The organism is Bradyrhizobium sp. URHD0069, assembly GCF_000701345.1.
GTDB lineage: Bacteria > Pseudomonadota > Alphaproteobacteria > Rhizobiales > Xanthobacteraceae > Bradyrhizobium.
The window spans coordinates 1-24,216 of the sequence record NZ_JNIJ01000010.1 but is presented as its reverse complement, the minus strand read 5'-3'; the positions used below and the strand labels follow the sequence as shown (position 1 = coordinate 24,216).

The following is a 24,216-nucleotide window of genomic DNA, read 5'->3' as shown; positions in this document are numbered from 1 at the left end:
GCCTCAGGCTAGGGCAGTGCCCAGGTAGCTCAGTTGGTAGAGCATGCGACTGAAAATCGCAGTGTCGGTGGTTCGATCCCGCCCCTGGGCACCATTCGCCATTTGACAGGCGAACGAAGCCCCCCGCGCCTCAATTCCCGTACAGATAGTTCGGCAGCCACAGCGTGAGGCTGGGCCAGATGTACATCAGCACCATGCAGACGATGACGATGAACATGTAGGGCATCATGCCCGCGAAAATCTGGTTGAGCGTGACGTGTTTTGGCGCCACGCCTTTCAGATAGAACGCCGACATCGCCACCGGCGGCGACAGGAACGCGGCCTGCAGGTTCACGAACACCATCACGCCCCACAGCACCGGGTCGATGTTGAAGTGCTTCAGCATCGGCAGGAAGATCGGCACGAAGATCACGATGATCTCGGTCCATTCCAGCGGCCAGCCCAGGATGAAGATGATCGCCTGCGACAGGATCATGAACTGGAGCGGCGTCATGTTGAGCGACAGCACCCAGCTTTCCAGAAGCGCCTGACCGCCGAGGATCGCGAACACCGCCGAGAACAGGGCTGAGCCGACGAACAGCCAGCACACCATCGAGGTGGTCTTGGCGGTGAGGAACACCGCTTCCTTGGTGCGTTTCCAGTCCAGCGTCCGGGCCTGGAACGCCAGCAGGAAGGCGCCGGCGGCGCCGACCGCGGCCGATTCAGTCGCCGTGGTGATGCCGAGCAGGATCACGGCCAGCACGATCACGGTCAGGATGCCGAGCGGCATCACCGAGGAGATCAGCAGCCGCAGCACCTCGAACTGCTCGGCCTCCATGGTCCAGTAGTAGTACAAGAGCACGAGGCCGAAGATGCCGGCGATAAACGCGAAATAAGTATAAAACTCCGGCGACGGCCCGGCCTCTGACGGCGCGGCCTTGGTCTGGTTTTGCAGCTCGGCGCTGCCCATCTGCTGCAGCGCTTCCGGCTCGCTCTTCGTTGCCGCCGTGGATTTGCCGGCCCCGCCGCCGAGCTCCTCGAGATTTTCTTCCACCGGCTGCGCCCCGGCGCCGGCGCCGAGCGGCTGGGCCGCATCCTGCATGCGCTGTTGGGCTGCGGCCGCGACCGGCGACTGGATATCCGGCTGCTGGTGGATCACAACGTACCACCAGGTGGCCCACAACGTGGCCAATGCCAGCACCAGCGGCACCAGCGCGAAGCCGAAATTCTTCAGGAGCATCGGGTAACCGATGCGGGCACCGTCGACGGTGATGTTCATGGCCTTTGCAGGCGCCAGCACGGCGCCGAACAGCGCCGGCAACATCTTGTGCGAATAGGTCTGCTGCAACTGGGCGACCCATGGGCGCACGGGAACGCGGGTTGCGCTCTCGGGGAGTTTTGGGGCGATCTTCGGATTCAGCAGCGCCCAGCCGATGATGTAGACGAGATAAAGGAACGCGAGGAAGAAGCCCGGAAACATCGCCGCCGCATACAGCTTCACCACCGATTGCCCGGCGACGGCCGCATAGACGATGATCATCACCGATGGCGGGATCAGGATGCCGAGCGTGCCGCCGGCGGTGATAACGCCGGAGGCGAGCTTGACGTCATATCCGGCCTTCAGCATCGGGTTGAAGGCGATGACGCCCATCAGCACCACCACCGCCCCGACCAGGCCGCTGGCGATGCCCCAGAAGGTGCAGACGATCAGCGTCGCCACCGCCAGCGAGGCGGGGACGCGCCGGAAGGCGAGCTGGATCGAATAGAACATCTTGTCGACCAGCGCGCCGCGCTCCATGACGTAACCCATGAGCACGAACAGCGGGATCGAGATCAGGACGTCGTTGGTCATCGCGCCATAGGTGCGCTGGACCATCAGGTCGAAGATGTGGTTGTCGGCCCAGGACTCGCCGCCGCGATAATAGGCGAAGAAGCCGAAGAACATGCCCAGTCCCATCAGCGTGAACGCCGTCGGGAAGCCCATTATGATCACAACCACGATGAGGCCGAGCATCAAAAGCCCGAGTGCCGGATCGCTCATCGCTGCAAATCTCCGCCCATGCCGCGCTGACGCGCGCTTTCTTCTATGTTCTGCGCATGCTGGATCGCTTTTCTGCGCGTTTCGTCATCGACGTGTTCGCTGTGTGCCAGCTGCTCCTCGACGACATCGATTTCGCTGACGTCCTTCAGGCGGCTTGGCCATACCCCGGTCTTCAGACAGACGATGCAGCGGGTGATTTCCGCCGCGCCCTGCAACAGCAGCAGCGCACCCGCCAAGGGGATCATGAACTTGAATTGGTAGACCGGCGGACCGTCGGCGGTCACATTGGAATGCTCGTTGATGCTGTATGATTGCGCAGCGTAGTCCCAGCCCGCGTAAGCCAGCGCCGCGATGCCGGGCAGGAAGAAAACGATGTACAGCACCAGATCGAGCCCGGCCTGCGTGCGCGGCCGCATCGAGCTGTAGAGGAAGTCGCCGCGGACATGGGCATTTTGCGCCAGCGTGTAGGCGCCGCCGATCATGAACAAGGTGCCGTACAGCATGTTCGAGGCGTCGAATATCCAGGCCGTCGGCATGTTGAGAATGTAGCGCTTGAAGACCTCGGCGCAGACCAGCGCCATCAGCCCGATGATCAGCCATGCCGAGGCCTTGCCGGTCCAGGTGCTGATGCCGTCAATGAAATGCAGGAAACGCTGCGTCATGTGTGTCGCGGCCGCCAATTCAGGGGTGGTCGGGGTAGTATTGAAAAAACAATACAAAGCATCACCCGGGATTGCCATCCCGGATGATGCGGTAACCCCAAGGATTAGGTCGTCAGGTCTTCTTCTTGGCGTTCGGCCCGAAGTAGTGGTTATAGGCCATGCGGCGGTTCACCACCGTATCCTGTTCCCACTGCGTCGCACGTTTGGCGAAGGCCATCTGCGATTCGACGATTTCCTTGAACAGCGGGTTTTCCGCCGATTTCTTCGCCACGACCTGGTCGTAGATATCCAGCTGCTTCTGCAGGATCGAGTCCGGCGTCTTGTAGAATTTGACCTTGTCCTTGGTCTGCAGCTCTTCGTAATCCTTGGAATAGCGGTCGATCGCCTTCCAGGCCATGTCCTGACCCGCGGCTTCGGTGGCAACCGCGATGATCGCCTTTATTTTTTCAGGCAGAGCATCGTACTTCGTCTTGTTGAACATGATCTCGAACTGCTCGGCGTTCTGGTGATAGCTCTGCAGCATGCAGACCTTCGAAACGTCGGCGAAGCCGAGAATGCGATCCGACGACGCGTTGTTGAACTCGGCCGCGTCCAAGAGGCCGCGGTCCATCGCCGAGACGATCTCGCCGCCCGGCAGCGCGTTGACGGCGGCGCCGAGGCCGGTGAACACGTCGATCGAGATGCCGACCGTTCTGAACTTGACGCCCTGAAGGTCCTCAGCCTTGGTCACCGGCTTCTTGAACCAGCCGAGCGGCTGGGTCGGCATCGGTCCATACGGGAACGAGACCACATTGGCGCCGATCGACGCATACAGCTTGGCCAGCAGCTCCTTGCCGCCACCGTACTTGTGCCAGGCGAGCAGCATGTTGGCGTCCATCGCATAACCCGGACCCGACCCCCACAGCGCCAGGGCATTTTGCTTGCCGTAGTGATAGACCAGCACGCCGTGGCCGCCGTCGAGCGTGCCCTTCGACACCGCGTCGAGCAGGCCGAAGGCGGGGACGACGGCGCCGGCCGGAAGAACCTCGATCTTGAGGTCGCCGCCGGTCATGTCGTTGACCTTCTTGGCGTAGTCCAGCGCGTATTCGTGGAAAATGTCCTTGGCCGGCCAGGTGCTCTGCCAGCGCATGCTGACCGGGCCCTGCGCGCTCGCAATGCTTGGCGCGGCGACCGTCGCGGCGGCGCCTGCGGCGGCCACTTTCAGAAAGCGACGGCGGCTGGATGTAGTGTCCTTCTTGGAAGTCGTCATGGTTTTCGTTTTCTCCCCGTTTGCCGACCCCCCGGGGATCGCGCGTCTTTTTGTGCGAAGGGAGACAACGGCTTGCGCCGGGATTTGGCAAGAAAGTTCCGAACGATGCGACTCTTCGACGCGGGAAACGGCCAGCAAACTGTTAACTCATTTATTCCCGGCGATCAGACTTTAGTTGCGGTCATCAGACTTTAGTTGCGGTCATCAGACTATAGTAGCGGTCAGCGGAAATCGATGCCGCGAAGGATCACGCCCGGAGGATTGCCCTCCAGCTCGGCATCGCTGAATTTCCGCGCGGCGCGGGCCTCGATGCGGTCGCGCAGTCTCAGGAATTGCTGCTCGCGCTGCGCCGCGGCGTTCTGGATGATCCTTCAAGTTGATCCATCGCGTCGGTAGCGACGGCGCAGGCGACGGTAGCCTGATCATTCTTCATCGTGAAGCGCACGACCATGCGGTCGAAGTCGTACTCCTGAAAGCGGCTTTGGGTCAGCGCCATATCGGAGCCTCCTCGATTGAGCGGGCTGTCAGCCAGCGCGCATTCCGCAAGAGTGAATCCCGGTCTTGCGCAAGCGATTTGGTCGGACGATTCAATGAAAATTGAATCGCTTTCGCGCTCTTTTACGTCCAAACTATGATGAGGTCGCTGGAATACGGCGGGCGTCCAGCGGTTAACAACGAAAAGCGCACTTAAGTGCCGTTCGAACAACAACGCCGCTAGGGAGGACCTCCATGACCGCAAAATCTGAAAAGGGCAAGACTACTCGTCGCAAATTTTTGCTCGCCGCCGGGGCAACCGGCGCGGCAACAATCGCGATGCCGCAGGTCTCGCGAGCGCAGACGGCAACCTTGAAGATGCAGGGCTCCTGGGGAGCCAAGGACGTCTTCAACGAGATGGCCGAAGACTACGTCAAGCGCGTCAATGAAATGGCCGGCGGCCGGCTGAAGATTGACTTCCTCGTCGGCGGTGCGGTCGTGCATCCCTTCCAGGTGCTGGACGGCGTGCATGGCGGGCAGATCGATGCCGCTCACACCGTGACCGTGTACTGGTACGGCAAGCACAAGGCGGCCTCGCTGTTCGGCACCGGCCCGGTGTTCGGTTTCAACGCCAATGAAGGTCTCGGCTGGATCCACAATGGCGGCGGCAAGGAGCTGTTCGAAGAGCTGCAGACCCAGATCATGAAGGTCAACGTCAAGAGCTTCTTCGCGATGCCGATGCCGACCCAGCCGCTTGGCTGGTTCAAGAAGCCGGTCAATAGCATGGCCGACATGAAGGGCCTGAAGTACCGCACCGTCGGTCTTGCCGCCGACCTGATGCAGTCCATGGGCCTTGCGGTGGCGCAGCTTCCGGGCGGCGAAATCGTGCCCGCCATGGAGCGCGGCGTGATCGACGCCTTCGAGTTCAACAACCCGACCTCGGACCGCCGCTTCGGCGCCCAGGACGTCGCCAAGAACTACATGCTGGGCAGCCATCATCAGGCAACAGAGTACTTCGAGATCATGTTCAACCGGACGAAGTACAACGCGCTGCCCAAGGAGCATCAGGCGATCCTGCAATACGCCGCCGAGTCCGCCTCCTCCGCCAACGAGTGGAAGGGCATGGATTACTACTCGAAGGACCTGGTCGAGCTGCGGGACAAGGATAAGGTCAATATTCTGCGCACCCCGAAGGATGTGTTCGATGCCCAAATCAAGGCTTGGGACGGTCTCATCGCCCAACTTGATAAGGACCCCTTCATGAAGAAGGTCATGGAGTCGCAGAAGGCCTGGGTGAAGCGCGTCGTGTACTACAACCTGTTCAACGCCACGGACTACCGCGGCGCTTACGAGCATCACTTCGGCAAGCTCGCGATCTGAGAGGAGCGCCCGGCACGCGCGTGCCGGCGGGTCATGGAGGGGCGGCGCATCCGCGCCGCCTGGGGCACAAGTTGGGGGACGGCGTGAACTTTTGCGCTCAGATTTAGCATGAGAAAGATCCCGTTATTCATCGATGCGCTGAGCGCGTGGGTCGGCAAGAGCTTCGGCTGGCTGATACTGGTGTTGACGCTGGGCGTCAGTTACGAGGTGCTGGTGCGCTATGTGTTTGGGGCGCCGACGACCTGGGCTTTCGACTTCAGCTACATCAGTTATGGCGCGATGTTCCTGATGGCTGGTGCATATACGCTATCGCGCAACGGCCATGTGCGGGCGGACGTGCTGTACCGGTTCTGGAAACCACGCATGCAGGCGAGCATGGATCTCGTCCTCTACATCCTGTTCTTTTTCCCCGCCGTTGCGGCCTGGATGTATGCGGGGTGGTCGTACGCCGAGATGTCCGTCCGCTTCCGCGAAGTAAGCATCTTCAGCCCCGCCGGCGTACCGGTGTTTCCGCTCAAGGCCTTGATTCCACTAACCGGCCTGCTGCTGTTCATCCAGGGAGTGGCCGAAATCATTCGTTGCATCCTGTGCATTCAGGACGGCGAATGGCCGCAACGCCTGCACGACGTCGAGGAAACCGAGTCTGTAATCATCCGCGAGAAGCAGCAGCAGCTCGCGGCAGCCGGCCTCGCGGACGAGCCGTTGCCGGGCCACAAGGAGACTGGAGCATGACCGACCCTCAAATCGGCATGCTGATGCTGGGACTGTTCATTTTCATCATCATGCTGGGCTTCCCGATTGCGTTCACGCTCATCGCGATGGGCGTCGGGTTCGGCTACTACGCCTACTTCACGCCCGGCCAGGAGTTTTTCCAGAACCGCATCTTCACGCTGCTGGTGCAGAAGACTTTCGAGGTCACATCGAGTGACGTTTTGACCGCCGTGCCGCTATTCCTGTTCATGGGGTACGTGGTCGAACGTTCGAACATTCTCGATCGCCTGTTCCATTCGCTGCAGATATCGATGAAGAACGTGCCTGGCGCACTTGCCGTCGCGACGCTGCTAACCTGCGCGATGTTTGCAACCGCGACCGGCATCGTCGGTGCCGTGGTGACGCTGATGGGCCTGCTGGCGTTCCCTGCCATGCTGCGCGCCGGCTATGACGTGAAGCTCTCCGCTGGTGTGGTTTGCGCCGGCGGCTGCCTCGGCATCCTGATCCCGCCCAGCATCCTTCTCATTGTCTATGCGGCTACCGCCGGCGTCTCCGCCGTCAAGCTGTACGCTGCGGCGTTCATACCGGGCTTTATGCTGGCGGGCTTCTACGTCCTGTACGTGATCGTGCGGGCGATGATCAATCCGGCGCTCGCGCCCAAGCTGCCGCCGAAAGAGACCGACGTGCCATTACGCGAGGTGGTGTGGTCGCTGGCGACATCGTTCCTGCCGCTGGCTCTGCTGATCGTGTCGGTGCTCGGCGCAATTCTGTTCGGGCTCGCGACGCCTTCTGAGGCCGCCGGCGTCGGCGCTCTCGGCAGCATCGCTCTGGCATTTGCCTATGGTGCGTTGAATTTCCAGATGATGAAGGAATCCGTGTACCTGACGGCGCGCGCGACTGCGATGGTCTGCTATCTGTTCATCGGATCGTGGACCTTCTCGTCAGTGTTCGCGCTGCTCGGCGGTCAGTCGGTCGTCGAAAGCTTCATCCTGGGGCTCAACCTGTCTCCGACGATGTTCTTGGTGCTCACCCAAGTCATCATTTTTCTCCTGGGATGGCCGCTGGAGTGGACGGAGATCATCATCATTTTCGTGCCGATCTTCCTGCCGCTGCTGGATGATTTCGGTATCAACCCGATCTTCTTCGGCATCCTGGTCGCGCTGAACACGCAAACCGCTTTCAACACGCCGCCTGTCGCGATGGCTGCCTTTTACCTGAAAGGCGTCGCGCCGTCCTGGGTGAAGCTTACGGACATCTTCAGTGGTGCCCTTCCGTTCGTCTTCATGGTGTTCCTCACCATGGCGCTGGTCTACATCTTTCCGCAGCTCGCGCTGTGGCTCCCGGACTATCTCTATGGGGTACGATGAGAGGTATGGTGCGCACGCGCGGAGTGCATGAATGAGCCTGTGCGCACTCAGCCTTGCCGAGGCCGCGGCGGACATTCGCGAGGGGCGCATCACCTCCGCGGAACTGACTGCGGATTGTCTCAAGCAGGTCGCGGCGGTGGACGAAAAGGTGCAGGCCTGGGCCTTCCTCGACCGTAGCTACGCGATGCAACAGGCGGAAGCGGCCGATGCCCACCGCAAGCAGGGCAAGGCTTTGGGTCCGCTGCATGGGGTGCCGATTGGCATCAAGGACATTTTCGACACCAGCGACATGCCGACCGAATTCGGCTCTCCGTTGTGGGCAGGCCGCACGCCGCGAACTGACGCCGCCGCGGTTGCCCGGCTGCGGTCCGCCGGTGCCGTGATCATGGGCAAGACCGTCACCACGGAGTACGCCTATTTCCATCCCGGCAAGACCCGCAACCCGCATGATGCCGAACGTACGCCGGGTGGCTCCTCGAGCGGCTCCGCGGCCGCCGTTGCGTCCAACATGGTGCCGGGTGCGATCGGCTCGCAGACCAACGGCTCGGTAATCCGGCCGGCGGCATTCTGCGGCATTGTCGGCTTCAAGCCGACCCACGGCCTTATTCCGCGCAGTGGCGCGCTGTTGCTGTCGCGCACGCTGGATCACGTCGGAGTATTCGCGCGAACCGTTGAGGATGTCGCGCTGCTCGCCGAGACGCTGGCTGGCTTCGATGAGGAAGACCTCGACACCCGGCCGCTCGCTATCCCGCATTTTTCCGCGGTTGCGGCGAGCGAGCCGCCCTTGCCGCCGCGATTTGCATTCTTGCGCTCTGCAGTCTGGGAGCAGGCCGACCCGGTGACGCGTGAAGCTTTCGGCGAACTTGTCGAGACTTTGGGCGAGGCCGCGAGCGAAGTCGAGCTTGGGCCGAGCTTCGATCAGGCCGTCGATATGCACCGCGTCATAATGGAAGTTGAGATGGCGCACAATCTGCGCCGCGATTACAAGCGAGGCGGCGACAAGCTCAGCACCCAGCTGCGGCAGCTGATCGAGCGCGGTCGCGCGCATCTCGCGATGGATTATTGCAACGCCCTGGCCGGCATCACGCCGCTCAACCAGAGTCTGGACCTTATTTTCGACGAATACGACGCCGTTCTGACGCCCGCTGCGCCGGGCGAGGCGCCCGGAATCGGGACGACCGGCAGCCCGATCTTTTGTACGACCTGGAGCTATCTCGGTGTGCCCGCCATCAGCTTGCCGTTGATGAGTTCTGAAACCGGCCTTCCGCTGGGCGTTCAGCTTGTCGGCCGTCGCGGCAACGATGTGCGCCTCTTGCGCACCGCGCACTGGCTTGTCAAGAACATCGGGCGCACTAGCCGCGGTGGCCGACGCAAAGTCCGGGCCGGTGGGCCCGGCGCGGAGAAAAGGAAAGCGCGATGACCAATCTGATCACCGGGATCATCGGCCTTGGGCTTGTGATGACATTTCTGGGATTCATGGTGGTCTGGGTCAAGGAAATCCCGCTCATCATCATTGTTGTGGGGGTGATGATTCTGGCGGTGACCGACTTCGTGCAATCCATGCGGGCGGCGAACGGCGCGCATCGCTGACGTTCCGCCACGAAGAAGCAGGCATGCCGACGTGCGGACAGGCCTGGAACAGGATCGACTGCTCCAGGCCGGGCGCGACAGCGCGCCAAGCTTCTCCTCGAACAACGCGACGGTTCGGCCCCAGGCGAGACCGGATAACTGTTGGAACCCCCCACTTCTGAGTTTTTATTCCCCCACTCCAACTATAATTGCGGTCAGCGGAAATCGATGCCGCGAAGGATCACGCCCGGAGGATTGCCCTCCAGCTCGGCATCGCTGAATTTCCGCGCGGCGCGGGCCTCGATGCGGTCGCGCAGTCTCAGGAATTGCTGCTCGCGCTGCGCCGGCGGCGTTCTGGATGATCCTTCAAGTTGATCCATCGCGTCGGTAGAGACGGCGCAGGCGACGGTGGCCTGATCATTCTTCATCGTGAAGCGCACGACCATGCGGTCGAAGTCGTATTCCTGAAAGTGGCTCTGGGTCAGCGCCATATCGGAGCCTCCTCGATTGAGCGGGCTGTCAGCCAGCGCGCATTCCACAAGAGTGGATCCCGGTCTTGCGCAAGTTATTTGGTCAGGAGCGTTTTCTTGCGGCTAGCCGGGTTCCACTTAGCCGGAAAATGCTTCGCCTCTGTTAGAATTTCTTCTTCGCCGCAACCGGATTGAGTTCGGCAATCTTCGAAAGACAATCTTCCTGCGTGGCGTGAGGGCCCGTGACGAACGTGCCGCTGACCTTGGTGCTGTACCAGCCCGACACGACGCCAAGACGCAGCGACTCTTCGGTTTTGACGTGACGCGGGGAGAGAATTTGCATGGACGTTCCTTAACTGTGAGGTGTGGCGTTTACTGCGGAGCGCGGAGAGTGGTTTCGATGGTGGTATGATGCCCGTTCAACGCGACGCAACCGCATCGGCCTGCTGCGCATCGGCGAGATCGACCGAACTGATGGAAATCATTTCGACCGACTGATGGTGCGGCGATGCGGCCGGAACCATGATCATGGTGGCAACGCGGCGGAAGCACGGAAACGACAGGCCTTCGATCAGTTCTTCGTCGGTCACGACCTCGTAAGCTCCAGCCGGCAACTCGCGTTCAATGCCCTTGATCCGGAACGCATGCTTGAATGTCACGGTTTCTCGTCGCGACCTCGTCAAGATCACCTACCTCGAGTTGGCGGGGCCCGGACGATTCCATGAGGATTGAATCGCTTTCGCGCTCTTTTCGCCAGCTTTGTTGCAAATCGTCTGTTCGCAGCCTCGGAACGCAGCCAGCATCGGCTAGAGGCGAACACCTGACAACGGTGCGCCTTTTGTGTCCGAATAGCCACGACTTTCTTTCAAGCCGAGGTCCGCGGCATGCCGCCCTATGGCTTCGGCAAGGCGGGCGCCCGCGGAGCGCTGACGGGAGAGAATGACAGCGCGCGGCCAAGGATCGGGAGGGCGTAGTTCACTGTTTTGAACCCCGGCGCCGAGCGCGCCTAAACAATCGTACAATTGCGGCCTTACGGGCCGACGGCCACCAGGGCAGCCTTTCGAAAATCCTTGTTCTTTTCCTCGCGCAATGGGTTGCGGGCCTCTCCCATCCGCAGATTTGCAACCACCGAGAACAGGACAAAGCCGCCCTTCTTCCGCGGCAAGATGAAATACTGCGAAATGCTCGCGCGTTCGGAATCTTCGCACGACGACATGCCCCTGAACACGACATCGCTGTCGACCAACTCGCTGTTGCGGGCCGATGCGAATTTGCCTTTGCAGGCCTTCGCATCGTTCGCGACGACGGCGGAGGCTACATCCAGACCTTTGACGCCAGCCTGCGCCGGAATGATCCGCACAAAGCCGATCGCGTCATCCGATTGCCAGGCCGCGCCGTTGCTGACCAGGGTAGGCGGCGTCTCTGCCCGGCTGAGGACACGCGCATTGTTAAGCGCAGCCTTTAAAATAAAGTTGGACGCAAATTCCATCGCCTCGAGTTGAAGTTCGGGGGTGGAGGGTCCTTGCGCGGGTGCGAGGCTGCTGCCGGTTCCCCCCGATGGGGCAGCGCGTGCTGCCGCAGCCGGCGTTCGCTGCGGCAAGACAAAATCCCTGGCGGCGGCTATGCCGTCGCGGTTTACGGTCGCAACACAATTGACCAGCGCCGGAAGCAGGATTCCGGTCTTGTCGAGATTGAACTGGAATAGATTGCCCTCGGCAAAGGCGCTCATCGTCGTCGACGCTCTGAATTGCCTGATCAACTCGGAGGTGTCGGGCATATCGACGTTGACCGTATGCTCGGAAACGACCCGGCCGTTGACGTTAACCGGAGGACGACCGTCGAACGTCAGCACGATGGGGAATGCCGCGCCCGGTTTGAGCGTCCAATTGTTGTGCGTAAAGCCTAGGTTCCAGGTGGTTTTGGCGCTCACCATCACAAACATGGTGACGCCGCTTTTGTAGTTCGCCGAAGCGATACATCCAATGAACGCGCCGGTCTGGTCATTCGTGAAGGCGCCGCCGGACCAGTTTCCAATCGCCACGGAGCCGTAAGGTCCTCGCGCCGCAACCGATGACGCCGATACTATCAACAGCGCGATTGCGCCCAACGCTCTGAGATACACCGACCTGCCCCCGCAATCCTCGCAGAACATTAATCCGCAACCCTGGCGGGCAGGCAAGGGATATTTCGGCTTCTCTAAGCGTCCGGGTTTGGTGCCCCAGCCGTCCGCGCCCGCCGTCCCTCGATCGGATACGCCGGATCGTTAAAGCCGGGCGTCGAGGGATGGCCGCTGGCGACCAGGCGGTCGATCAGCGCTTCGTCCTCGGCCGTGAAGCGATAGTCGAGCGCGCGCATATAATCGTCCCATTGCTCCTCGGTGCGCGGGCCGGCGATCACGGCAGAGACGAAGGAAGAGTTCAGCACCCATGACACCGCGAATTGGCCGGCGGTGATGCCTTTTGCTTCCGCGTGCCGGCGGATTTCCTGGGCGAGCTTGAGCGATTCCGGCCGCCACTCGGTCTGCATCATGCGCTTGTCGTTGCGGCCCGCGCGGGTGTCCTTGTCGGGTGGCGCGTCGGGACGGTATTTGCCGGTCAGCACGCCGCGTGCCAAGGGGCTATAGGGCACGATGCCGAGACCGTAATAATTGCAGGCCGGAAAATGCTCGACCTCGGGCATCCGGTTCATCGCATTGTAATAGGGCTGGCTTGCGATCGGGCGGTCGATGCCAAGGCGATCGCAGATGTTGCAGATTTCGGCGACCCGCCAGGCCCGATAATTCGAGACGCCGAAATAGCGCACCTTGCCGTTTTGGATCAGGTCGCCCATCGCCCGCACGGTCTCGTCCAGCGGCGTCGAATGGTCTTCCTTGTGCAGATAGTAGATGTCGATGTAGTCGGTGCCAAGTCGCTTCAGGCTTTCATCGGCCGCCTGCAACACCCAGCGCCGCGACAGCCCGCCGCGATTGGGATCGTCGCCCATGGCGTTGGCGAGCTTGGTGGCGAGCACCCAGTTGTGCCGGTTGTTGGCAATGGCGCGGCCGACCACCTGCTCGGAATTGCCGCTGGAATAGGCGTCCGCGGTATCGATGAAGTTGACGCCGGCCTCGCGCGCTTTCGCGACGATCCGCGTCGACGTCGCCTCATCGGTCGGCCCGCCGAACATCATCGTGCCGAGGCATATCGGCGAGATTTTCAGGCCGCTGCGGCCGAGTTGACGATATTGCATCAGCTTAAATCCCTCTGAGTGTGGATCATCATTGCGAACCAACGGGTCGGTGCGCCGCCCCATGACAGGCTCCGCGAAGCAATATGGATTGCTTCGTCCGCTTCGCTCCTCACAATGACGGGCAACGGTAACGCGCCGCGCGCTCAATCGTTCTTCAATATCTTAAACACACCGCTGGCCATGGCGATACAGCGCTTGTCGACCGTCACCTCGGTGCTCACGAAAATCAGGCTGCGGGTCGAGCGGACCCACGTGCGGCTTTGACAACAAGATCTCGCCGATCTTGCCGGCCTCGACAAAATGGGTGTCCATCTGGACGGTCGCGAGCGTGGGCCGGCCCGATACGTATCGTGCGGTCATGCCGCAGCTACGGTCCGCGAACGTCATCAACACCCCGCCCTGCACCAGGCCGCGGCGGTTGTGGTGTTTGTCTTGGGTTATCAGCGCATATTCATGCTCGCCATTGACGACGCGTTGCCAAAAGCGGCCCGATCAACTGGAGGAAGCCTGTGGTCTCGACGATGGTCCATCCGGAGGCTTTGAGTTTCTCCGCGGCCTTGTCGGTCATGCTAGGTCTTTCCGGTCTCGGCGATGAATTCTGATTTCCGGTCATTTCATCAAGCGTTGACGTGTTGTAGTCAAGCTGCATGACCAGGCTATTCGACGATGCCACGAGGCGGAATATCGCAAGCCGCTGCGCGACATTTGCGCGGCTGCCCACCAGCGAACCGGCACCGGCACTGAAGCGGGCCGCTGTCGCCATCGCGCTCGTCGCGGCCGACGATGGCTCCAATAGCGCGGCGTTGCTGTTGACGCTGCGCGCCGCGGGGCTGCGTGCCCACCGCGGTCAATGGGCGCTGCCGGGCGGCCGCTGCGACGAGGGTGAGACGCCCGCGGTGGCGGCGTTGCGCGAGCTTCACGAAGAGCTTCGGCCTTGAACTGGGCGCGGGCGACGTCCTGGGTTTGCTCGACGATTATCCGACGCGCTCCGGCTATCTGATCACGCCGGTCGTGGTGTGGGCGGCGACGAGCGCTGGCATTTCACCCAATCCGCAAGAGGTCGCGTCGGTGCATCGCATCGCGCTCCATGATATCGAGCACGCCGCCGCCTTCGACTTCACCAAGATTGTGGAAAGCACGCGGCGCGTGATCCGGTTTCACCATGCCGGCCAGTTCATCCACGCCCCGACCGCGGCGCTGATCTACCAGTTCCGCGAAGTGCTCGCCGGGCGTGACACCCGCGTGGCCGAACTGGAACAGCCGGTCTTTGCCTGGAAGTAGGGCCAACGAATATCGAGTTTGAGGCTGTCATTGAAAGCCAACGGGTTGCGCGAATGCGCGCCCGATGACAGGCTCCGCGAAGCCATCCGGAAGCTCTTCAACGAGAACTGGATTGCTTGGTCGCCTTGCTCCTTGCACTGACGACAAACTGGAGTTGTCCGGAAGCCGGCTTGCGGATAGCGGGTGATTGGACGACGGTGCGAAGAGACAAAAAGAAAATCCGGGAGGGCTCGAATGCAGGTCTGGAAAACATTGTTTTGCGCCGCCATCGTAGTGTTCGGGCTGGCTGGCGCATCCGATCGAGCCCAGGCGCAGAGCTTTCCGAACCGCGCCATCACGCTGGTGATTCCGTTTGCGCCGGGTGGCTCAACCTCGATCGTCGGCCGTGTCATCGCCGACAAGATGAGCGAGTTGCTGGGCGAAAAGGTCGTGGTCGACAACCGTCCGGGCGCCGGCGGCACGGTTGGCACCAAGGCGGTCGCAAACAGCGATCCCGACGGCTACACGATTGCGCTGGGATATACCGGCACGCTTGCGATCGGACCGTCACTTTATAAGAATGCCGGCTACGATCCGCGCAAGGATTTCGCGCCGATCGGTTTGATCGGCAATGCGCCCAACTCGCTGGTGGTGCATCCCTCATTCCCCGCCAAAACCATCGGCGAGTTGATTGCCTACGCCAAGGCCAATCCCGGCAAGGTCAATTTCGGCTCCGCCGGCGCCGGCACAGTCAGCCATATCACCGGCGAATATTTCGCCGCGTCCGCCGGCATCAAGCTCGTGCATATTCCCTACAAAGGCACGGGTCCGGCGCTGACCGATCTGTTGGGCGGTCACATCCCGATGGCATTCGCGCCGATCCCGGCGTCTCATCCCAATGTTTCTGCCGGACGGCTGCGTGCGCTGGCGGTGACGAGCACGACCCGCTCCAGCCTGCTGCCGGACGTGCCGACGATTGCCGAGTCGGTTTTGCCCGGGTTCGATGCGTCGCTCTACTACGGCCTAGTAGCGCCGGCCGGCACGCCGCGGCCTGTGATCGATAAACTCAACAAGACATTGCAGGCGGCGCTCGCCTCCGACGAGGCGAAGAAGCAGTTGGGGCTTGATGGCACCGAGATCACGCCCGGCACGCCGGAAGACTATGCCGCTTTCATCGATAAGGATGAGAAGAAGTGGTCGCAGCTCGTCAAATCCAGCGGCGTCGAGCAGGAGTGAGCGAATTTCGGAGCTGACTTGCGCAGCACGCTTGCTACAATAAACCAATGCGCTTTCGTTCGATTCGTGATCCCAGATATCTCGCGCTTGCGCTGCTGCTGATCGCGTCGCAGGCCGCGGCGATCGAAGGCGTCACGCATCGCGCAGCCACCGTCGAGGCGATGGCGCAGGCGGCCTCGCCCCAGGCGATCGCGGACTACCGGCGCAAGCTGAAAGAATATCAGGAGGTCCGCTCGGCATTCGAGCAGGAAGCCAGCGCCTATTGGAGTTCGATCGCCGAGAAGCGGCGCGGCCGAAACGCCAAGCGGCGCCAACACCAATCGATCGGGCTCGATGACTATGTGCTGACGCAGCCGCCGGTTTATACCGGACCGAAGCGGCCGGTAACTCCATCGCCCGAGCCCGAGGAGCCGCGGCGCGAGCGCAAATATATTCCTGTCGTCGCCGACCTGCTGAAGGCAGCGGCGGAGCATTTTCAATTTGCGCCGCAGCGGCCGGGCAGCGAGCTTGAGTTCAAGCGCGCCTATGCCCGCGCCGCGGCCGCGGCGGGGCTGACCCGCGAGCAGGCGGTGCGGGTCTATTCGTTCGAGACCGGCGGCAACGGCAATCACGACATGCAATCGGGGTTGAGCGCTTCGCGCCCGGGCTCGCGCGCGATCTCGACCGCGATCGGGTACAATCAGTTGCTCACGACCAACAGCGTCGAACTGATCGCCGAGCAGGGCCACGAAGTCCTCCACGAGCTGACGGCAAAGGCGGCGCATCTGTCCGGCGCGCCGCGCAAGGCAATGGATCACAAGATCGCGGTCTTAAAGCGAATGGTGGCATTGGCTCGCTCGGTGCCGGACGAGTGGGCGCACCACGAAAAGATCGGCAACACGCCGCAGGGCTGGGCCATGCATGCCATGGTGCTGGACATCGATGTCGGCCCACTGCTGCAGACGCACAAGCTGCTCACATCCGTGATCTTCGCGCGCGCCAAGGGGCATACCCGCCCCCTGACCGCCGCTGAACTGGAAATGATGAACTTAACCGGCGACGGCACCGGGCTCGACATGGTGACGATGCCGCAGGCGATGCGCGACCAAGTCCCCACCTCGAATTTTTTCCAGCGCAGCGGTTACGAGCGCAACCCGGTCGCGATCCGCCACAACACGGTGGCGAAACTGCTGGCGGTCACGGATGCGCGGATGGACAGCAACTGCAATCTGCCGGGCGCGAAAGAGTTGGCAGCGGCGTTTTAGAAAGCTCCAGCCTCCGGCCGTCATGCCCCGCGAAAAGCGGGGCATCCGGCAATCCGCGGCGCACCGGATCATCCGCTTTCGCGGATGATGACATCATAGCTTTGCGGGTGGAGCTCTACGGGTGGACTGACGCTCAATTCGATCCGAACATGAACTTGCCGTCGCCCTCGAGGTACGGGCCGGTGCGCATATAGAGCTGTCCGTTGTGGCCGATGAAGAACAGCGTACCCTTCGGCACCTTCTTCGCGCCCTTCAACAGCAGGCCGGCATTGTTGGTTCCCAGCTTGTAGGAAAACGTCTTGCCCTCCTTGTCGTAACCATAGGCCGTGTCCGGCGCCAGCACCCAGGGCGTCGGCGCAGCCGCTTGCGCGAACGCGGATGTCGTCAGCGCGCTCAGCGCGGCTGCGATCAAAAGGGTTTTGGTCGAAAATCTCGTCATCGTACATGCTCCCAGCAACGGTCGGAAAGTTGGCGCCTCGCCAATCGCTTGAACAAATCACGAACGTCATTGCCCCGTCAATATGACGGGTCTCTTAGCCGCAGCGTGCGTCGTTTTGTGATTTCCCGCTCATGACTTCGCGACTATGTTCCGGTTTCGGTCTAGAACCGGTGCTTGCAAGTACGTCGTAGGGATGATTCGGATGAACCAGCTTCGCAAAATTTGTTTTGTTGTCGCGTTGTTGTCTCTGACGCTGGTTGCTGTGGCCCAGGCGGACGGATTCAAGCTCAGCAATAACCAGAGAATTTCCTGCAGCCGCGGCTTAAGCCCCGGCAAGCTCAATACCGCGACCTGCAAATCCTACGCTTACATCTTCAACGTCAAGACCTCGGAATATTTCCGGTGCCAGGTCAGCCTGGCACTGACGCGCGACAACAAGGAAGTGATCAACGTGCAGTCCGATGGCGGCTGCACCAAAAAGCCCCGCATCTTCGAGACCGACTCCGATTACTCGTTCGATGCGACCGAAACCGAGCCGCCGAACACCAATGCGTTTTTCGGCACCGGCGGCTATGCGGTCTGGGCGAGCGACAACACCGCGCAGAAAGTGCGCGGCTGCATCATCATCTCATCCGGCCTCGGCTCCGACATCGCGAAGTGCCTGGACATGACGTTTCAGTGATGGGCGCGAACCGCTGCGGTGATTACTCCGGCTTGATGCCGGCAAACCTGGCGGCCTTGCTCCACTTCCCGGTTTTCGCAAGGACGTAACGCTGCATGTCCTCCGGCGATCCGGACGCCTCTATAGTGGCCGGTCAGCGTATCGCGCGAGGTCTGGCAACAAGCGGGTATTTCGCCAAGACGATCACCCGCTGTTGCGATCCGGATGCGTGCAGCTCTTAGTGGCTCATCCGCGCCGCTGCCGGATGTCCCGGCACCTTGAAGCGCTTGCCGGTGTCCGTGACCTTGGTGCCGTTGACCTTCAGGATCGAAAAGTCCTGGGTCAGGTAGTTCCCGACCAGAAGATACTTGCCGTCGGGCGTGAACATTGCGGCCTCAGGCAATCCGCCGACCTCGATATCCTGGGTCTTGGTCACCTTCTTGCCGTCGATCTTCAGCACCGAGATGCTGCCGTTCTTCTGATGGTAAAACGCCTTCTTCATGTTCGATCCGCGGAGGATGGCGGCGACCGCAAGATTGCCTTTCGGGTGCATCGCCAGTCCTTCAGGGCCGTCACCCACCACCACCCGGTCGATAATGCGCGGCGGGTTGGCTTCGAGATCGATCACGCTTGCTGTGTCGACGCTGCCGTCGGACGAGCCGGCGGCACCATTGTCGGCGGTCAGCGCGATCTTGCCGTTAGGTGTCACCACGACGTTGTAGGGCCACTGGCCGGTCGCCAGGTCGACCTTGTTGTAGGTCACCTTGTCGCCGGCGATATCGAGCACCGAGACCTTGTGCGCAGGGAATCTCACGGCCAGCGCCCGCTTGCCGTCCGGCGTGAACACCACATGCGCGACAGGGTCGGGGAATGCGATGGTGTCGGTAACCTTGACGTCGGTGCCGTTGATCGAAAGCACGCTGACCGAATTATCGCCGCGGTTGCCGACCAGCGCCATCTTGCCGGAAGGGCTGATGCTCAGGCCCGATGGCTGCTTGCCTCCGGTGACCGTCGCCGCCAGTTTGGGCGGATTGGCCTTGAGATCGATCACGTAGATCTTGTTGTCCGGCACCTGTTTCAGCGTGTCTCCCTCCTTGGTGACATCGACCGAATCCGCCACCAGTGCGATCGATCCGGTCGGATCGATGTCGAGATTCACCGGCGGTCCAACGATCGAATTCTTCAGGGGCAGCGTGGCGACGATCTTTGGATTTTCCGGATCGGCAAGATCGACGATCAGGACGGAATCCTTGCCGGGCGCGGACAGGACGGGCTTTCCATCATCGTCCCAGATGAGTTTCTCGTCGTTGCCGACGATCATGAAGGGCTTGGCGTGGGCAAAATGGAAGGCGGAGCTGCAGAGCAGGATTGCTGCGCCCAAGCATAATCCAACTGCTTGATTGACAGGCATTGTGGCGTTCTCCCCGATAAGACCGGCCTCTGATGGGCCGGTTTCGCAACATACGCGGGGAACCACATTGTGGCCAGCGTGAAAGCGGCCGCTACCGATGCCGGTGGCGGCCGCGTTGCGCGAAGACGAGGCGTTAACCGCCGACGCCTTTCTCTTTGAAGTACTTCAGCGCGCCGGGATGGAACGGGATCGGTGAACGATCCTGCACCTGGTTGTCGAGCGAGAAGCTTTCGGCTTCCTTATGCACCGCGACGATGTCGGCTTTCTTCTCTACCAGCGTCTTGACGATCGTATAGGCGTCGTCGTTGCTCATCTTGTCGCCGGTGACGATCAGATTCCACACCTCGGCGATGGCGTTATCCTTGTCGTAGCCCGGATAGGAGCCCGCCTTGATCTTGGCCGATGTATAGAGCTTGCCGTATTTGGCATTCATCTTCTCGACCGTATCGCCGTGGTCGATCAGCTTCATTTTCATGCCCGGTGTTGCCGCGAGATCGGTCACCGCCGCGGTGGGGATGCCGCCGACCCAGAAGAACGCGTCGATCTTGCGGTCCTTGATGGCGTTGACGGACTCGGCGACGCCGAGCCGTTCGCGCTTCATATCCTTATCCTTGTCGAGGCCCGCGGCCTCGATGACGCGGAACGCCATGACCTCGGTGGCGCCGCCCGGCGATCCCGTCGACACGCGTTTGCCCTTGAGGTCCGCCATGGTCTCGATGCCCGTACCCTCGACGGTCACCACATGCATGCGGTTCGGATAGACCACGAGCAGCGCCTGCAGCGGCACCTTGCCGCCCTTGAACTTGTCCTGGCCCTGCAACGCATCGAGTGCGGCATCGGCCATGGTGAATCCCAGCTCGCTCTGGCCGGTGCTGATCAGTTTGAGATTGTCGATCGAACCGCCGGTGACCTCGGCTGTGGCCTGCACGTTGGGAAGATTCTTCGACAGCACGTTGGCGATGGCGCCGCCGAGCGGATAGTAAACGCCGCCGGTCCCGCCGGTGCCGATCGACATGGTCTTCTGCTGGGCATGGACAATGCCGGCGAAGGCGAGCCCTGCCGAAATCGTAACGGCCAGCACCGCCGCGGTCTTTTTCATTGTCGTCATCATCTACTCACTCCCTGACTATGTTGTAAGCGCCGGTTGTTTTGGCGTCCGCGTTCTCGCCTGCCACAGCAGCACGCCGAGGCCGATGATCAGGCCCGGCACGTAGGTGTAGCTGATATCGCGGCCGATGACCCATTCGATGATCGCTTCGATCAAACTCGGAAACACCAGCAGCAATCCGGATAGCAGAAGCAGGCCGCCCTCGACCAGCGTATTTTGTCGCAGGGCCCAGTTCTGGGCAACCGCGGCGAGCGCCAGCAGCCCGATGGTGGTCTTGATCGTGATCTCAAGGATATCGACCCACGAGCCGCCCTTGGGGATCGACATCAACAGGCCGACGCCCTGCGGATCGAGCACGAACACGAACGGCACTAGGAAGGCCGGCAGCGTGTATTTCCACGACTGCAGCGTGGTCTTGTAGGGATCGCCGCCGGTGATGGCGGCTGCCGCAAACGGTGAAAGCGCGGTCGGCGGCGACACCTCGGACAGCACGGCGTAATAGAAGATGAACATGTGGGCGGCGTAATCAGGCACGCCGAGTTTTATCAATGCCGGTGCGGCGATTACGGCGCAGATGATGTACGAGGCAGTCACCGGCACTGCGAGACCGATGATCCACACGATCAGCGAGGTGTAGATCGCGGTCAGCAGCAGACTGCCGCCGGCATAGCTGATCACGATCGACGAGAATTTGAGGCCGAGGCCTGTCAGCGTCACGACGCCGACGACGATGCCGGCGCAGGCGCAGGTGGTCGCTGCATTCAGCGCGCCGATCGAGCCGTCGGCGAGCGCCTTCACCAGCTTCTTCGGCACCAGCGCCGTTTCCCTGCGCAGGAAGCTCAGCGCGAAGGTGACCACCGTGGCGTAGAACACCGACAGCGACGGCGAATAGCCGACAATCATGAACACGACCACGGCCAGCAGCGAGATGAAGTGGAAGCCGTAGCGCCTGGTCATCTGGCCGAGCGACATCTCCGGCACGAAGGTCACGTCCTTGGCGCCGAATTTTTTGGCGTCCAATTCGACCATGAACAGCAGCGACATGTAATAAAGACAGGTCGGGATGGTCGCCATCCAGATCACGTCGAGATAGCTGATCTTGAGAAACTCGGCGATCAGGAAGGCCGCGGCCCCCAGCACCGGCGGCGACAGGATCGCGCCCAATCCGCCGGCCGCCAGCAATCCGCCGGCGGCGTTTTTCTCGAAGCCGGCCTTGGCCAGCATCGGAGAGGCCACGGTGCCGATCATCACTGTCGTGGCGACGCCCGAGCCCGAGGGACCGCCGAGCAGGAACGAGGACAGCACCACCGTCCGCCCCGCGCTGTTCGGCTTGCCGCCCATCAGCGCCAGCGAAAAGTCGATGAAGAATTTTCCGGCGCCGGATTGCGCCAGGAACGCGCCATAGATCGTGAACAGGATGATCAGGGTCGCCGACACGTCGACCGCGACGCCGAAAATGCCTTCCAAGGTAACAAAGAGATGCCCGACCAGACGGGGCAGGTCGTAGCCGCGGTGGGTCCACGGCGCCGGCAGATGCGGGCCGAGCATCGCATAGGCGATGAACAGCACCGCGACCACCGGCATGATCAGCCCGGTGGTGCGCCGCGTCGCCTCCAGCAGCAGCACGATGAAGACAATGCCGACGATGACGTCCCAGCGATCCGGTGAGGTGGCGCGGTCGGTAAAATCTTCGCCCCCCCACAGCGCGTAGACGATGGTCGCCACTGCAAAAATGCCGGGCACGACGTCCCACCAGCGGACACGGTTGCGAAACCGCGTCGCCAGCGGAAACAAGAGGAAGCTCAGCACCAGCGTGAAGGCGACATGGATGTAGCGAAGTTCCTGCGTGGGAACGATCGCGTAGGCCGCGTAGAGATGAAACAGGCTCATCACGACGGCAATGGTCGTCGAGATTCGCCCCGGCCAGCCCATCAGGCGGTTGGTCGCGCCTTCCTCGGCTTCGACGAATAACTCGGCCTTGTGCAGAGCTTCGTCGGAAACGGTGATGACGTTGTCGTCGGGCGTTGAATTGCCTGGCGATCGACCTTCTGCGGCCATGCTTCCCCCCGGAGCGCTTTTTACATGACCCCGGCTGGCTGGCCGGGGGTCTTGATTGCGGCCGCATTCATGCCGGTTTGGGCTACCGTGGCAAGCGAATATAGGCAGGGACTTTGGAATTATTGGAGATTCATCTCCGCTCGTTGGTCTCCGCGCCTTGGGCAATTGAACGATTGACCGCGGGCCTTCATCCGGTCACTTTCCGGCCCAATCGATGGGGAAAGAACTATTTATGAAGTCAAGGTTGATTACCGTTGCCGTTGCGACGGCAACCGTTATGTCCGCCCCCGCCGCGCGCCCCCAGCACTCCCGGATTTCGCAGGTGCTGCATCCGGGCTACAACCGCACATTCCAAGCAAGACCTTCCAAGCAAGACATTCCAAGCAAGCCGTGAGACGCGCAATCAAACAGCGCCGTAGCTAGCCCGGCTTGCCTCGGGCGCCGGGGCTACAGGAGCCTCGCGGACATCAAAAAGGAGAAGTCGATGCAACGGCTCAAGGGAAAAACAGCGATGGTGGTCGGCGCCGGCTCGATCGGTCCGGGCTGGGGCAATGGCAAGGCGACCGCCGTGACGTTTGCGCGCGAGGGCGCGCAGGTGTTTTGCGTCGACCGCAATTCGGCTGCCGCGGAAGAGACCGTCAAAATTATCGCCGCCGAAGGCGGCAATGCGATCGCGTTCACCGCTGACGTTTCCCGCGCCGGTGATGTCGAGGTGATGGTGGCGGCCTGCCTCAAGGCCTATGGCCGCATCGACGTGCTCGACAACAATGTCGGGATTGCCGAAATCGGAAGCGTGGTCGAAATATCGGAGGCGGATTGGGACCGCGTGTTCGCGGTCAATCTCAAAAGCGCGTATCTCGCCATGAAGCACGTCATTCCGGTAATGGCGCGGCAGGGCGGCGGCTCGATCATCAATATTTCGTCGATCGCCTCGATCCGCCATCTCGGAATCTCCTATGTCTCCTATGCAACGACCAAGGCCGCGATGAACCAGATGACGCGCACGACAGCTGTCGAATTCGCGCCGCAAAATGTCCGGGTCAACGCCATTCTTCCGGGCCTGATGAAGACACCGATGGTTGAACACTCCGCCGGGCTGGCGGCGAGTTATGCCAAGGGCGATGTCGAGGCGATGTGGCGGGCGCGCGACGCGCAGGTGCCGATGGGGCACATGGGCGATGCCTGGGACGTTGCCAACGCGGCGCTGTTTCTCGCCTCCGACGAATCGAAATACATCACCGGGATTGAGTTGATCGTCGATGGCGGGATTACGCTGAAGGTGGGTTAGCCCCGACAACAAATCTCCCGTCGTCCCGGCCAAGCGAAGCGCGAGCCGGGACCCATATGTGGACGGCCCCCGTGCCACAAGAGTTCTTCAGGGTCTGATCGGATCGCTTGCATCCATATGTCCGGCCTGTTGATGCGGTGTGTTTTAGACCGCTGGCCAAGATGGTTTCCGCGACGCGAGCTCCAAACAGCCTCACGACCTTTCTTCGGCCAATGGGTCCCACGGACTGTCTCGCACCTCGGATCGATCGATCCTACCATCTGCTCCCCTCTTGCAGCTCCGGCTCAACCGGTGTGGCGAACGCCGACCGGCCGATCTCTCAAGCGGCGACTGCCGATGCGTCAAGCATCCGCGCGCCATCGTAACTTTCGCCCGTCGCCA

General features: G+C 61.6%; 22 protein-coding genes, 1 tRNA gene and 2 pseudogenes. 11 read left to right on the top strand and 14 right to left on the bottom strand.

The window, feature by feature from the left end; translation table 11 throughout:
* Positions 1-18: 18 nt before the first annotated feature.
* Positions 19-94, top strand: a tRNA-Phe gene (locus tag N554_RS0104295).
* 36 nt (positions 95-130) lie between these two features.
* Here the strand turns inward: N554_RS0104295 and N554_RS0104290 are convergent.
* The 4 genes from N554_RS0104290 to N554_RS42865 all read right to left on the bottom strand — a co-directional run bounded on the left by N554_RS0104290 (position 131) and on the right by N554_RS42865 (position 4,427).
* Positions 131-2,020 carry a TRAP transporter large permease gene (locus tag N554_RS0104290; RefSeq protein WP_029582349.1) on the bottom strand — a complete coding sequence of 630 codons (1,890 nt, stop codon included), beginning with the start codon at positions 2,018-2,020 and terminating at the stop codon, positions 131-133.
* Positions 2,017-2,682, bottom strand: a complete 666-nt coding sequence (locus tag N554_RS0104285) for a TRAP transporter small permease subunit (RefSeq protein WP_029582348.1) — start codon at positions 2,680-2,682, stop codon at positions 2,017-2,019. The genes N554_RS0104290 and N554_RS0104285 overlap by 4 nt, the downstream gene beginning before the upstream one ends.
* A 112-nt stretch (positions 2,683-2,794) precedes the next feature.
* The gene (locus N554_RS0104280; RefSeq protein WP_029582347.1) at positions 2,795-3,931 is read right to left on the bottom strand and encodes a TRAP transporter substrate-binding protein; all 1,137 of its coding nucleotides are present in this window, start codon (positions 3,929-3,931) and stop codon (positions 2,795-2,797) included.
* A 325-nt stretch (positions 3,932-4,256) separates the two neighbouring features.
* Positions 4,257-4,427 (bottom strand): hypothetical protein, encoded by a 171-nt coding sequence (locus N554_RS42865; RefSeq protein ID WP_371259453.1) that lies wholly within the window; start codon positions 4,425-4,427, stop codon positions 4,257-4,259.
* A gap of 233 nt (positions 4,428-4,660) precedes the next feature.
* Between N554_RS42865 and N554_RS0104270 the strand changes: the two genes are divergently transcribed.
* The 5 genes from N554_RS0104270 to N554_RS39550 all read left to right on the top strand — a co-directional run bounded on the left by N554_RS0104270 (position 4,661) and on the right by N554_RS39550 (position 9,453).
* Complete coding sequence (locus tag N554_RS0104270) at positions 4,661-5,785, top strand: TRAP transporter substrate-binding protein (RefSeq protein ID WP_029582346.1); 1,125 nt, start codon at positions 4,661-4,663, stop codon at positions 5,783-5,785.
* Positions 5,786-5,893: 108 nt separating this feature from the next.
* Entirely contained in the window at positions 5,894-6,517 is a 624-nt protein-coding gene (locus N554_RS0104265) for a TRAP transporter small permease subunit (RefSeq protein WP_051677311.1), read from the top strand.
* Complete coding sequence (locus N554_RS0104260) at positions 6,514-7,863, top strand: TRAP transporter large permease (protein ID WP_029582344.1); 1,350 nt, start codon at positions 6,514-6,516, stop codon at positions 7,861-7,863. Before N554_RS0104265 ends, N554_RS0104260 begins: the two co-directional genes overlap by 4 nt.
* Positions 7,864-7,894: 31 nt before the next feature.
* The gene (locus N554_RS0104255) at positions 7,895-9,283 is read left to right on the top strand and encodes an amidase (RefSeq protein ID WP_029582343.1); all 1,389 of its coding nucleotides are present in this window, start codon (positions 7,895-7,897) and stop codon (positions 9,281-9,283) included.
* The gene (locus N554_RS39550) at positions 9,280-9,453 is read left to right on the top strand and encodes a hypothetical protein (protein ID WP_156041767.1); all 174 of its coding nucleotides are present in this window, start codon (positions 9,280-9,282) and stop codon (positions 9,451-9,453) included. The genes N554_RS0104255 and N554_RS39550 overlap by 4 nt, the downstream gene beginning before the upstream one ends.
* Before the next feature lie 194 nt (positions 9,454-9,647).
* On the opposite strand, the gene N554_RS0104245 is transcribed toward N554_RS39550, so the two are convergent.
* The 6 genes and pseudogenes from N554_RS0104245 to N554_RS35355 form a co-directional block, all read right to left on the bottom strand.
* Entirely contained in the window at positions 9,648-9,923 is a 276-nt protein-coding gene (locus tag N554_RS0104245) for a DUF1488 family protein (protein WP_029582342.1), read from the bottom strand.
* Positions 9,924-10,065: 142 nt separating this feature from the next.
* On the bottom strand, positions 10,066-10,245 hold the full coding sequence (locus N554_RS0104240) for a hypothetical protein (protein ID WP_029582341.1): 180 nt from the start codon (positions 10,243-10,245) through the stop codon (positions 10,066-10,068).
* A 76-nt stretch (positions 10,246-10,321) separates the two neighbouring features.
* Positions 10,322-10,588: a hypothetical protein gene (locus tag N554_RS0104235; RefSeq protein WP_029582340.1), complete on the bottom strand. Its 267-nt coding sequence runs from the start codon at positions 10,586-10,588 to the stop codon at positions 10,322-10,324.
* A 344-nt stretch (positions 10,589-10,932) separates the two neighbouring features.
* Positions 10,933-12,024, bottom strand: a complete 1,092-nt coding sequence (locus N554_RS0104230) for a hypothetical protein (RefSeq protein ID WP_029582339.1) — start codon at positions 12,022-12,024, stop codon at positions 10,933-10,935.
* Between the two features lie 74 nt (positions 12,025-12,098).
* The gene (locus N554_RS0104225) at positions 12,099-13,130 is read right to left on the bottom strand and encodes an aldo/keto reductase (RefSeq protein ID WP_029582338.1); all 1,032 of its coding nucleotides are present in this window, start codon (positions 13,128-13,130) and stop codon (positions 12,099-12,101) included.
* Between the two features lie 143 nt (positions 13,131-13,273).
* A pseudogene (locus N554_RS35355) lies at positions 13,274-13,698 on the bottom strand (PaaI family thioesterase).
* Positions 13,699-13,777: 79 nt separating this feature from the next.
* On the opposite strand from N554_RS35355, the pseudogene N554_RS35350 reads away from it, so the two are divergent.
* The 3 genes and pseudogenes from N554_RS35350 (at position 13,778) to N554_RS0104205 (ending at position 16,870) form a co-directional block, all read left to right on the top strand.
* Positions 13,778-14,411, top strand: a pseudogene (locus N554_RS35350) (CoA pyrophosphatase).
* Positions 14,412-14,645: 234 nt separating this feature from the next.
* Entirely contained in the window at positions 14,646-15,626 is a 981-nt protein-coding gene (locus N554_RS0104210; RefSeq protein WP_029582337.1) for a Bug family tripartite tricarboxylate transporter substrate binding protein, read from the top strand.
* A gap of 47 nt (positions 15,627-15,673) precedes the next feature.
* Positions 15,674-16,870, top strand: coding sequence for a hypothetical protein (locus tag N554_RS0104205; RefSeq protein WP_029582336.1), 1,197 nt, complete (start codon positions 15,674-15,676; stop codon positions 16,868-16,870).
* Positions 16,871-17,003: 133 nt separating this feature from the next.
* Here the strand turns inward: N554_RS0104205 and N554_RS0104200 are convergent, their stop codons facing one another.
* The gene (locus N554_RS0104200) at positions 17,004-17,309 is read right to left on the bottom strand and encodes a hypothetical protein (RefSeq protein ID WP_029582335.1); all 306 of its coding nucleotides are present in this window, start codon (positions 17,307-17,309) and stop codon (positions 17,004-17,006) included.
* A 202-nt stretch (positions 17,310-17,511) separates the two neighbouring features.
* On the opposite strand from N554_RS0104200, the gene N554_RS0104195 reads away from it, so the two are divergent.
* On the top strand, positions 17,512-17,991 hold the full coding sequence (locus tag N554_RS0104195; protein WP_029582334.1) for a hypothetical protein: 480 nt from the start codon (positions 17,512-17,514) through the stop codon (positions 17,989-17,991).
* Positions 17,992-18,208: 217 nt separating this feature from the next.
* Here the strand turns inward: N554_RS0104195 and N554_RS0104190 are convergent, their stop codons facing one another.
* From N554_RS0104190 to N554_RS0104180, 3 genes are all read right to left on the bottom strand, one after another.
* On the bottom strand, positions 18,209-19,351 hold the full coding sequence (locus tag N554_RS0104190; RefSeq protein ID WP_245283516.1) for a lactonase family protein: 1,143 nt from the start codon (positions 19,349-19,351) through the stop codon (positions 18,209-18,211).
* A gap of 163 nt (positions 19,352-19,514) precedes the next feature.
* Positions 19,515-20,489, bottom strand: a complete 975-nt coding sequence (locus N554_RS0104185) for a TAXI family TRAP transporter solute-binding subunit (RefSeq protein WP_029582332.1) — start codon at positions 20,487-20,489, stop codon at positions 19,515-19,517.
* Positions 20,490-20,507: 18 nt separating this feature from the next.
* The gene (locus N554_RS0104180) at positions 20,508-22,547 is read right to left on the bottom strand and encodes a TRAP transporter permease (RefSeq protein ID WP_029582331.1); all 2,040 of its coding nucleotides are present in this window, start codon (positions 22,545-22,547) and stop codon (positions 20,508-20,510) included.
* A 484-nt stretch (positions 22,548-23,031) separates the two neighbouring features.
* Here N554_RS0104180 and N554_RS0104175 point away from each other — a divergent pair, with 484 nt between their 5' ends.
* Entirely contained in the window at positions 23,032-23,835 is an 804-nt protein-coding gene (locus N554_RS0104175; protein ID WP_029582330.1) for an SDR family NAD(P)-dependent oxidoreductase, read from the top strand.
* Positions 23,836-24,216 lie beyond the last annotated feature (381 nt).

What these genes read in the sequence shown, in the direction of transcription:
- N554_RS0104240 (WP_029582341.1), bottom strand. Translation starts at nt 10,245, where the DNA reads ATGCAAATTCTCTCCCCGCGTCACGTCAAAACCGAAGAGTCGCTGCGT.
- N554_RS42865 (WP_371259453.1), bottom strand. Translation starts at nt 4,427, where the DNA reads ATGGCGCTGACCCAAAGCCGCTTTCAGGAGTACGACTTCGACCGCATG.
- N554_RS0104285 (WP_029582348.1), bottom strand. Translation starts at nt 2,682, where the DNA reads ATGACGCAGCGTTTCCTGCATTTCATTGACGGCATCAGCACCTGGACC.
- N554_RS0104260 (WP_029582344.1), top strand. Translation starts at nt 6,514, where the DNA reads ATGACCGACCCTCAAATCGGCATGCTGATGCTGGGACTGTTCATTTTC.
- N554_RS0104280 (WP_029582347.1), bottom strand. Translation starts at nt 3,931, where the DNA reads ATGACGACTTCCAAGAAGGACACTACATCCAGCCGCCGTCGCTTTCTG.
- N554_RS0104195 (WP_029582334.1), top strand. Translation starts at nt 17,512, where the DNA reads ATGAACCAGCTTCGCAAAATTTGTTTTGTTGTCGCGTTGTTGTCTCTG.
- N554_RS0104185 (WP_029582332.1), bottom strand. Translation starts at nt 20,489, where the DNA reads ATGACGACAATGAAAAAGACCGCGGCGGTGCTGGCCGTTACGATTTCG.
- N554_RS39550 (WP_156041767.1), top strand. Translation starts at nt 9,280, where the DNA reads ATGACCAATCTGATCACCGGGATCATCGGCCTTGGGCTTGTGATGACA.
- N554_RS0104175 (WP_029582330.1), top strand. Translation starts at nt 23,032, where the DNA reads ATGCAACGGCTCAAGGGAAAAACAGCGATGGTGGTCGGCGCCGGCTCG.
- N554_RS0104210 (WP_029582337.1), top strand. Translation starts at nt 14,646, where the DNA reads ATGCAGGTCTGGAAAACATTGTTTTGCGCCGCCATCGTAGTGTTCGGG.
- N554_RS0104265 (WP_051677311.1), top strand. Translation starts at nt 5,894, where the DNA reads ATGAGAAAGATCCCGTTATTCATCGATGCGCTGAGCGCGTGGGTCGGC.
- N554_RS0104225 (WP_029582338.1), bottom strand. Translation starts at nt 13,130, where the DNA reads ATGCAATATCGTCAACTCGGCCGCAGCGGCCTGAAAATCTCGCCGATA.
- N554_RS0104245 (WP_029582342.1), bottom strand. Translation starts at nt 9,923, where the DNA reads ATGGCGCTGACCCAGAGCCACTTTCAGGAATACGACTTCGACCGCATG.
- N554_RS0104200 (WP_029582335.1), bottom strand. Translation starts at nt 17,309, where the DNA reads ATGACGAGATTTTCGACCAAAACCCTTTTGATCGCAGCCGCGCTGAGC.
- N554_RS0104180 (WP_029582331.1), bottom strand. Translation starts at nt 22,547, where the DNA reads ATGGCCGCAGAAGGTCGATCGCCAGGCAATTCAACGCCCGACGACAAC.
- N554_RS0104255 (WP_029582343.1), top strand. Translation starts at nt 7,895, where the DNA reads ATGAGCCTGTGCGCACTCAGCCTTGCCGAGGCCGCGGCGGACATTCGC.
- N554_RS0104290 (WP_029582349.1), bottom strand. Translation starts at nt 2,020, where the DNA reads ATGAGCGATCCGGCACTCGGGCTTTTGATGCTCGGCCTCATCGTGGTT.
- N554_RS0104205 (WP_029582336.1), top strand. Translation starts at nt 15,674, where the DNA reads ATGCGCTTTCGTTCGATTCGTGATCCCAGATATCTCGCGCTTGCGCTG.
- N554_RS0104270 (WP_029582346.1), top strand. Translation starts at nt 4,661, where the DNA reads ATGACCGCAAAATCTGAAAAGGGCAAGACTACTCGTCGCAAATTTTTG.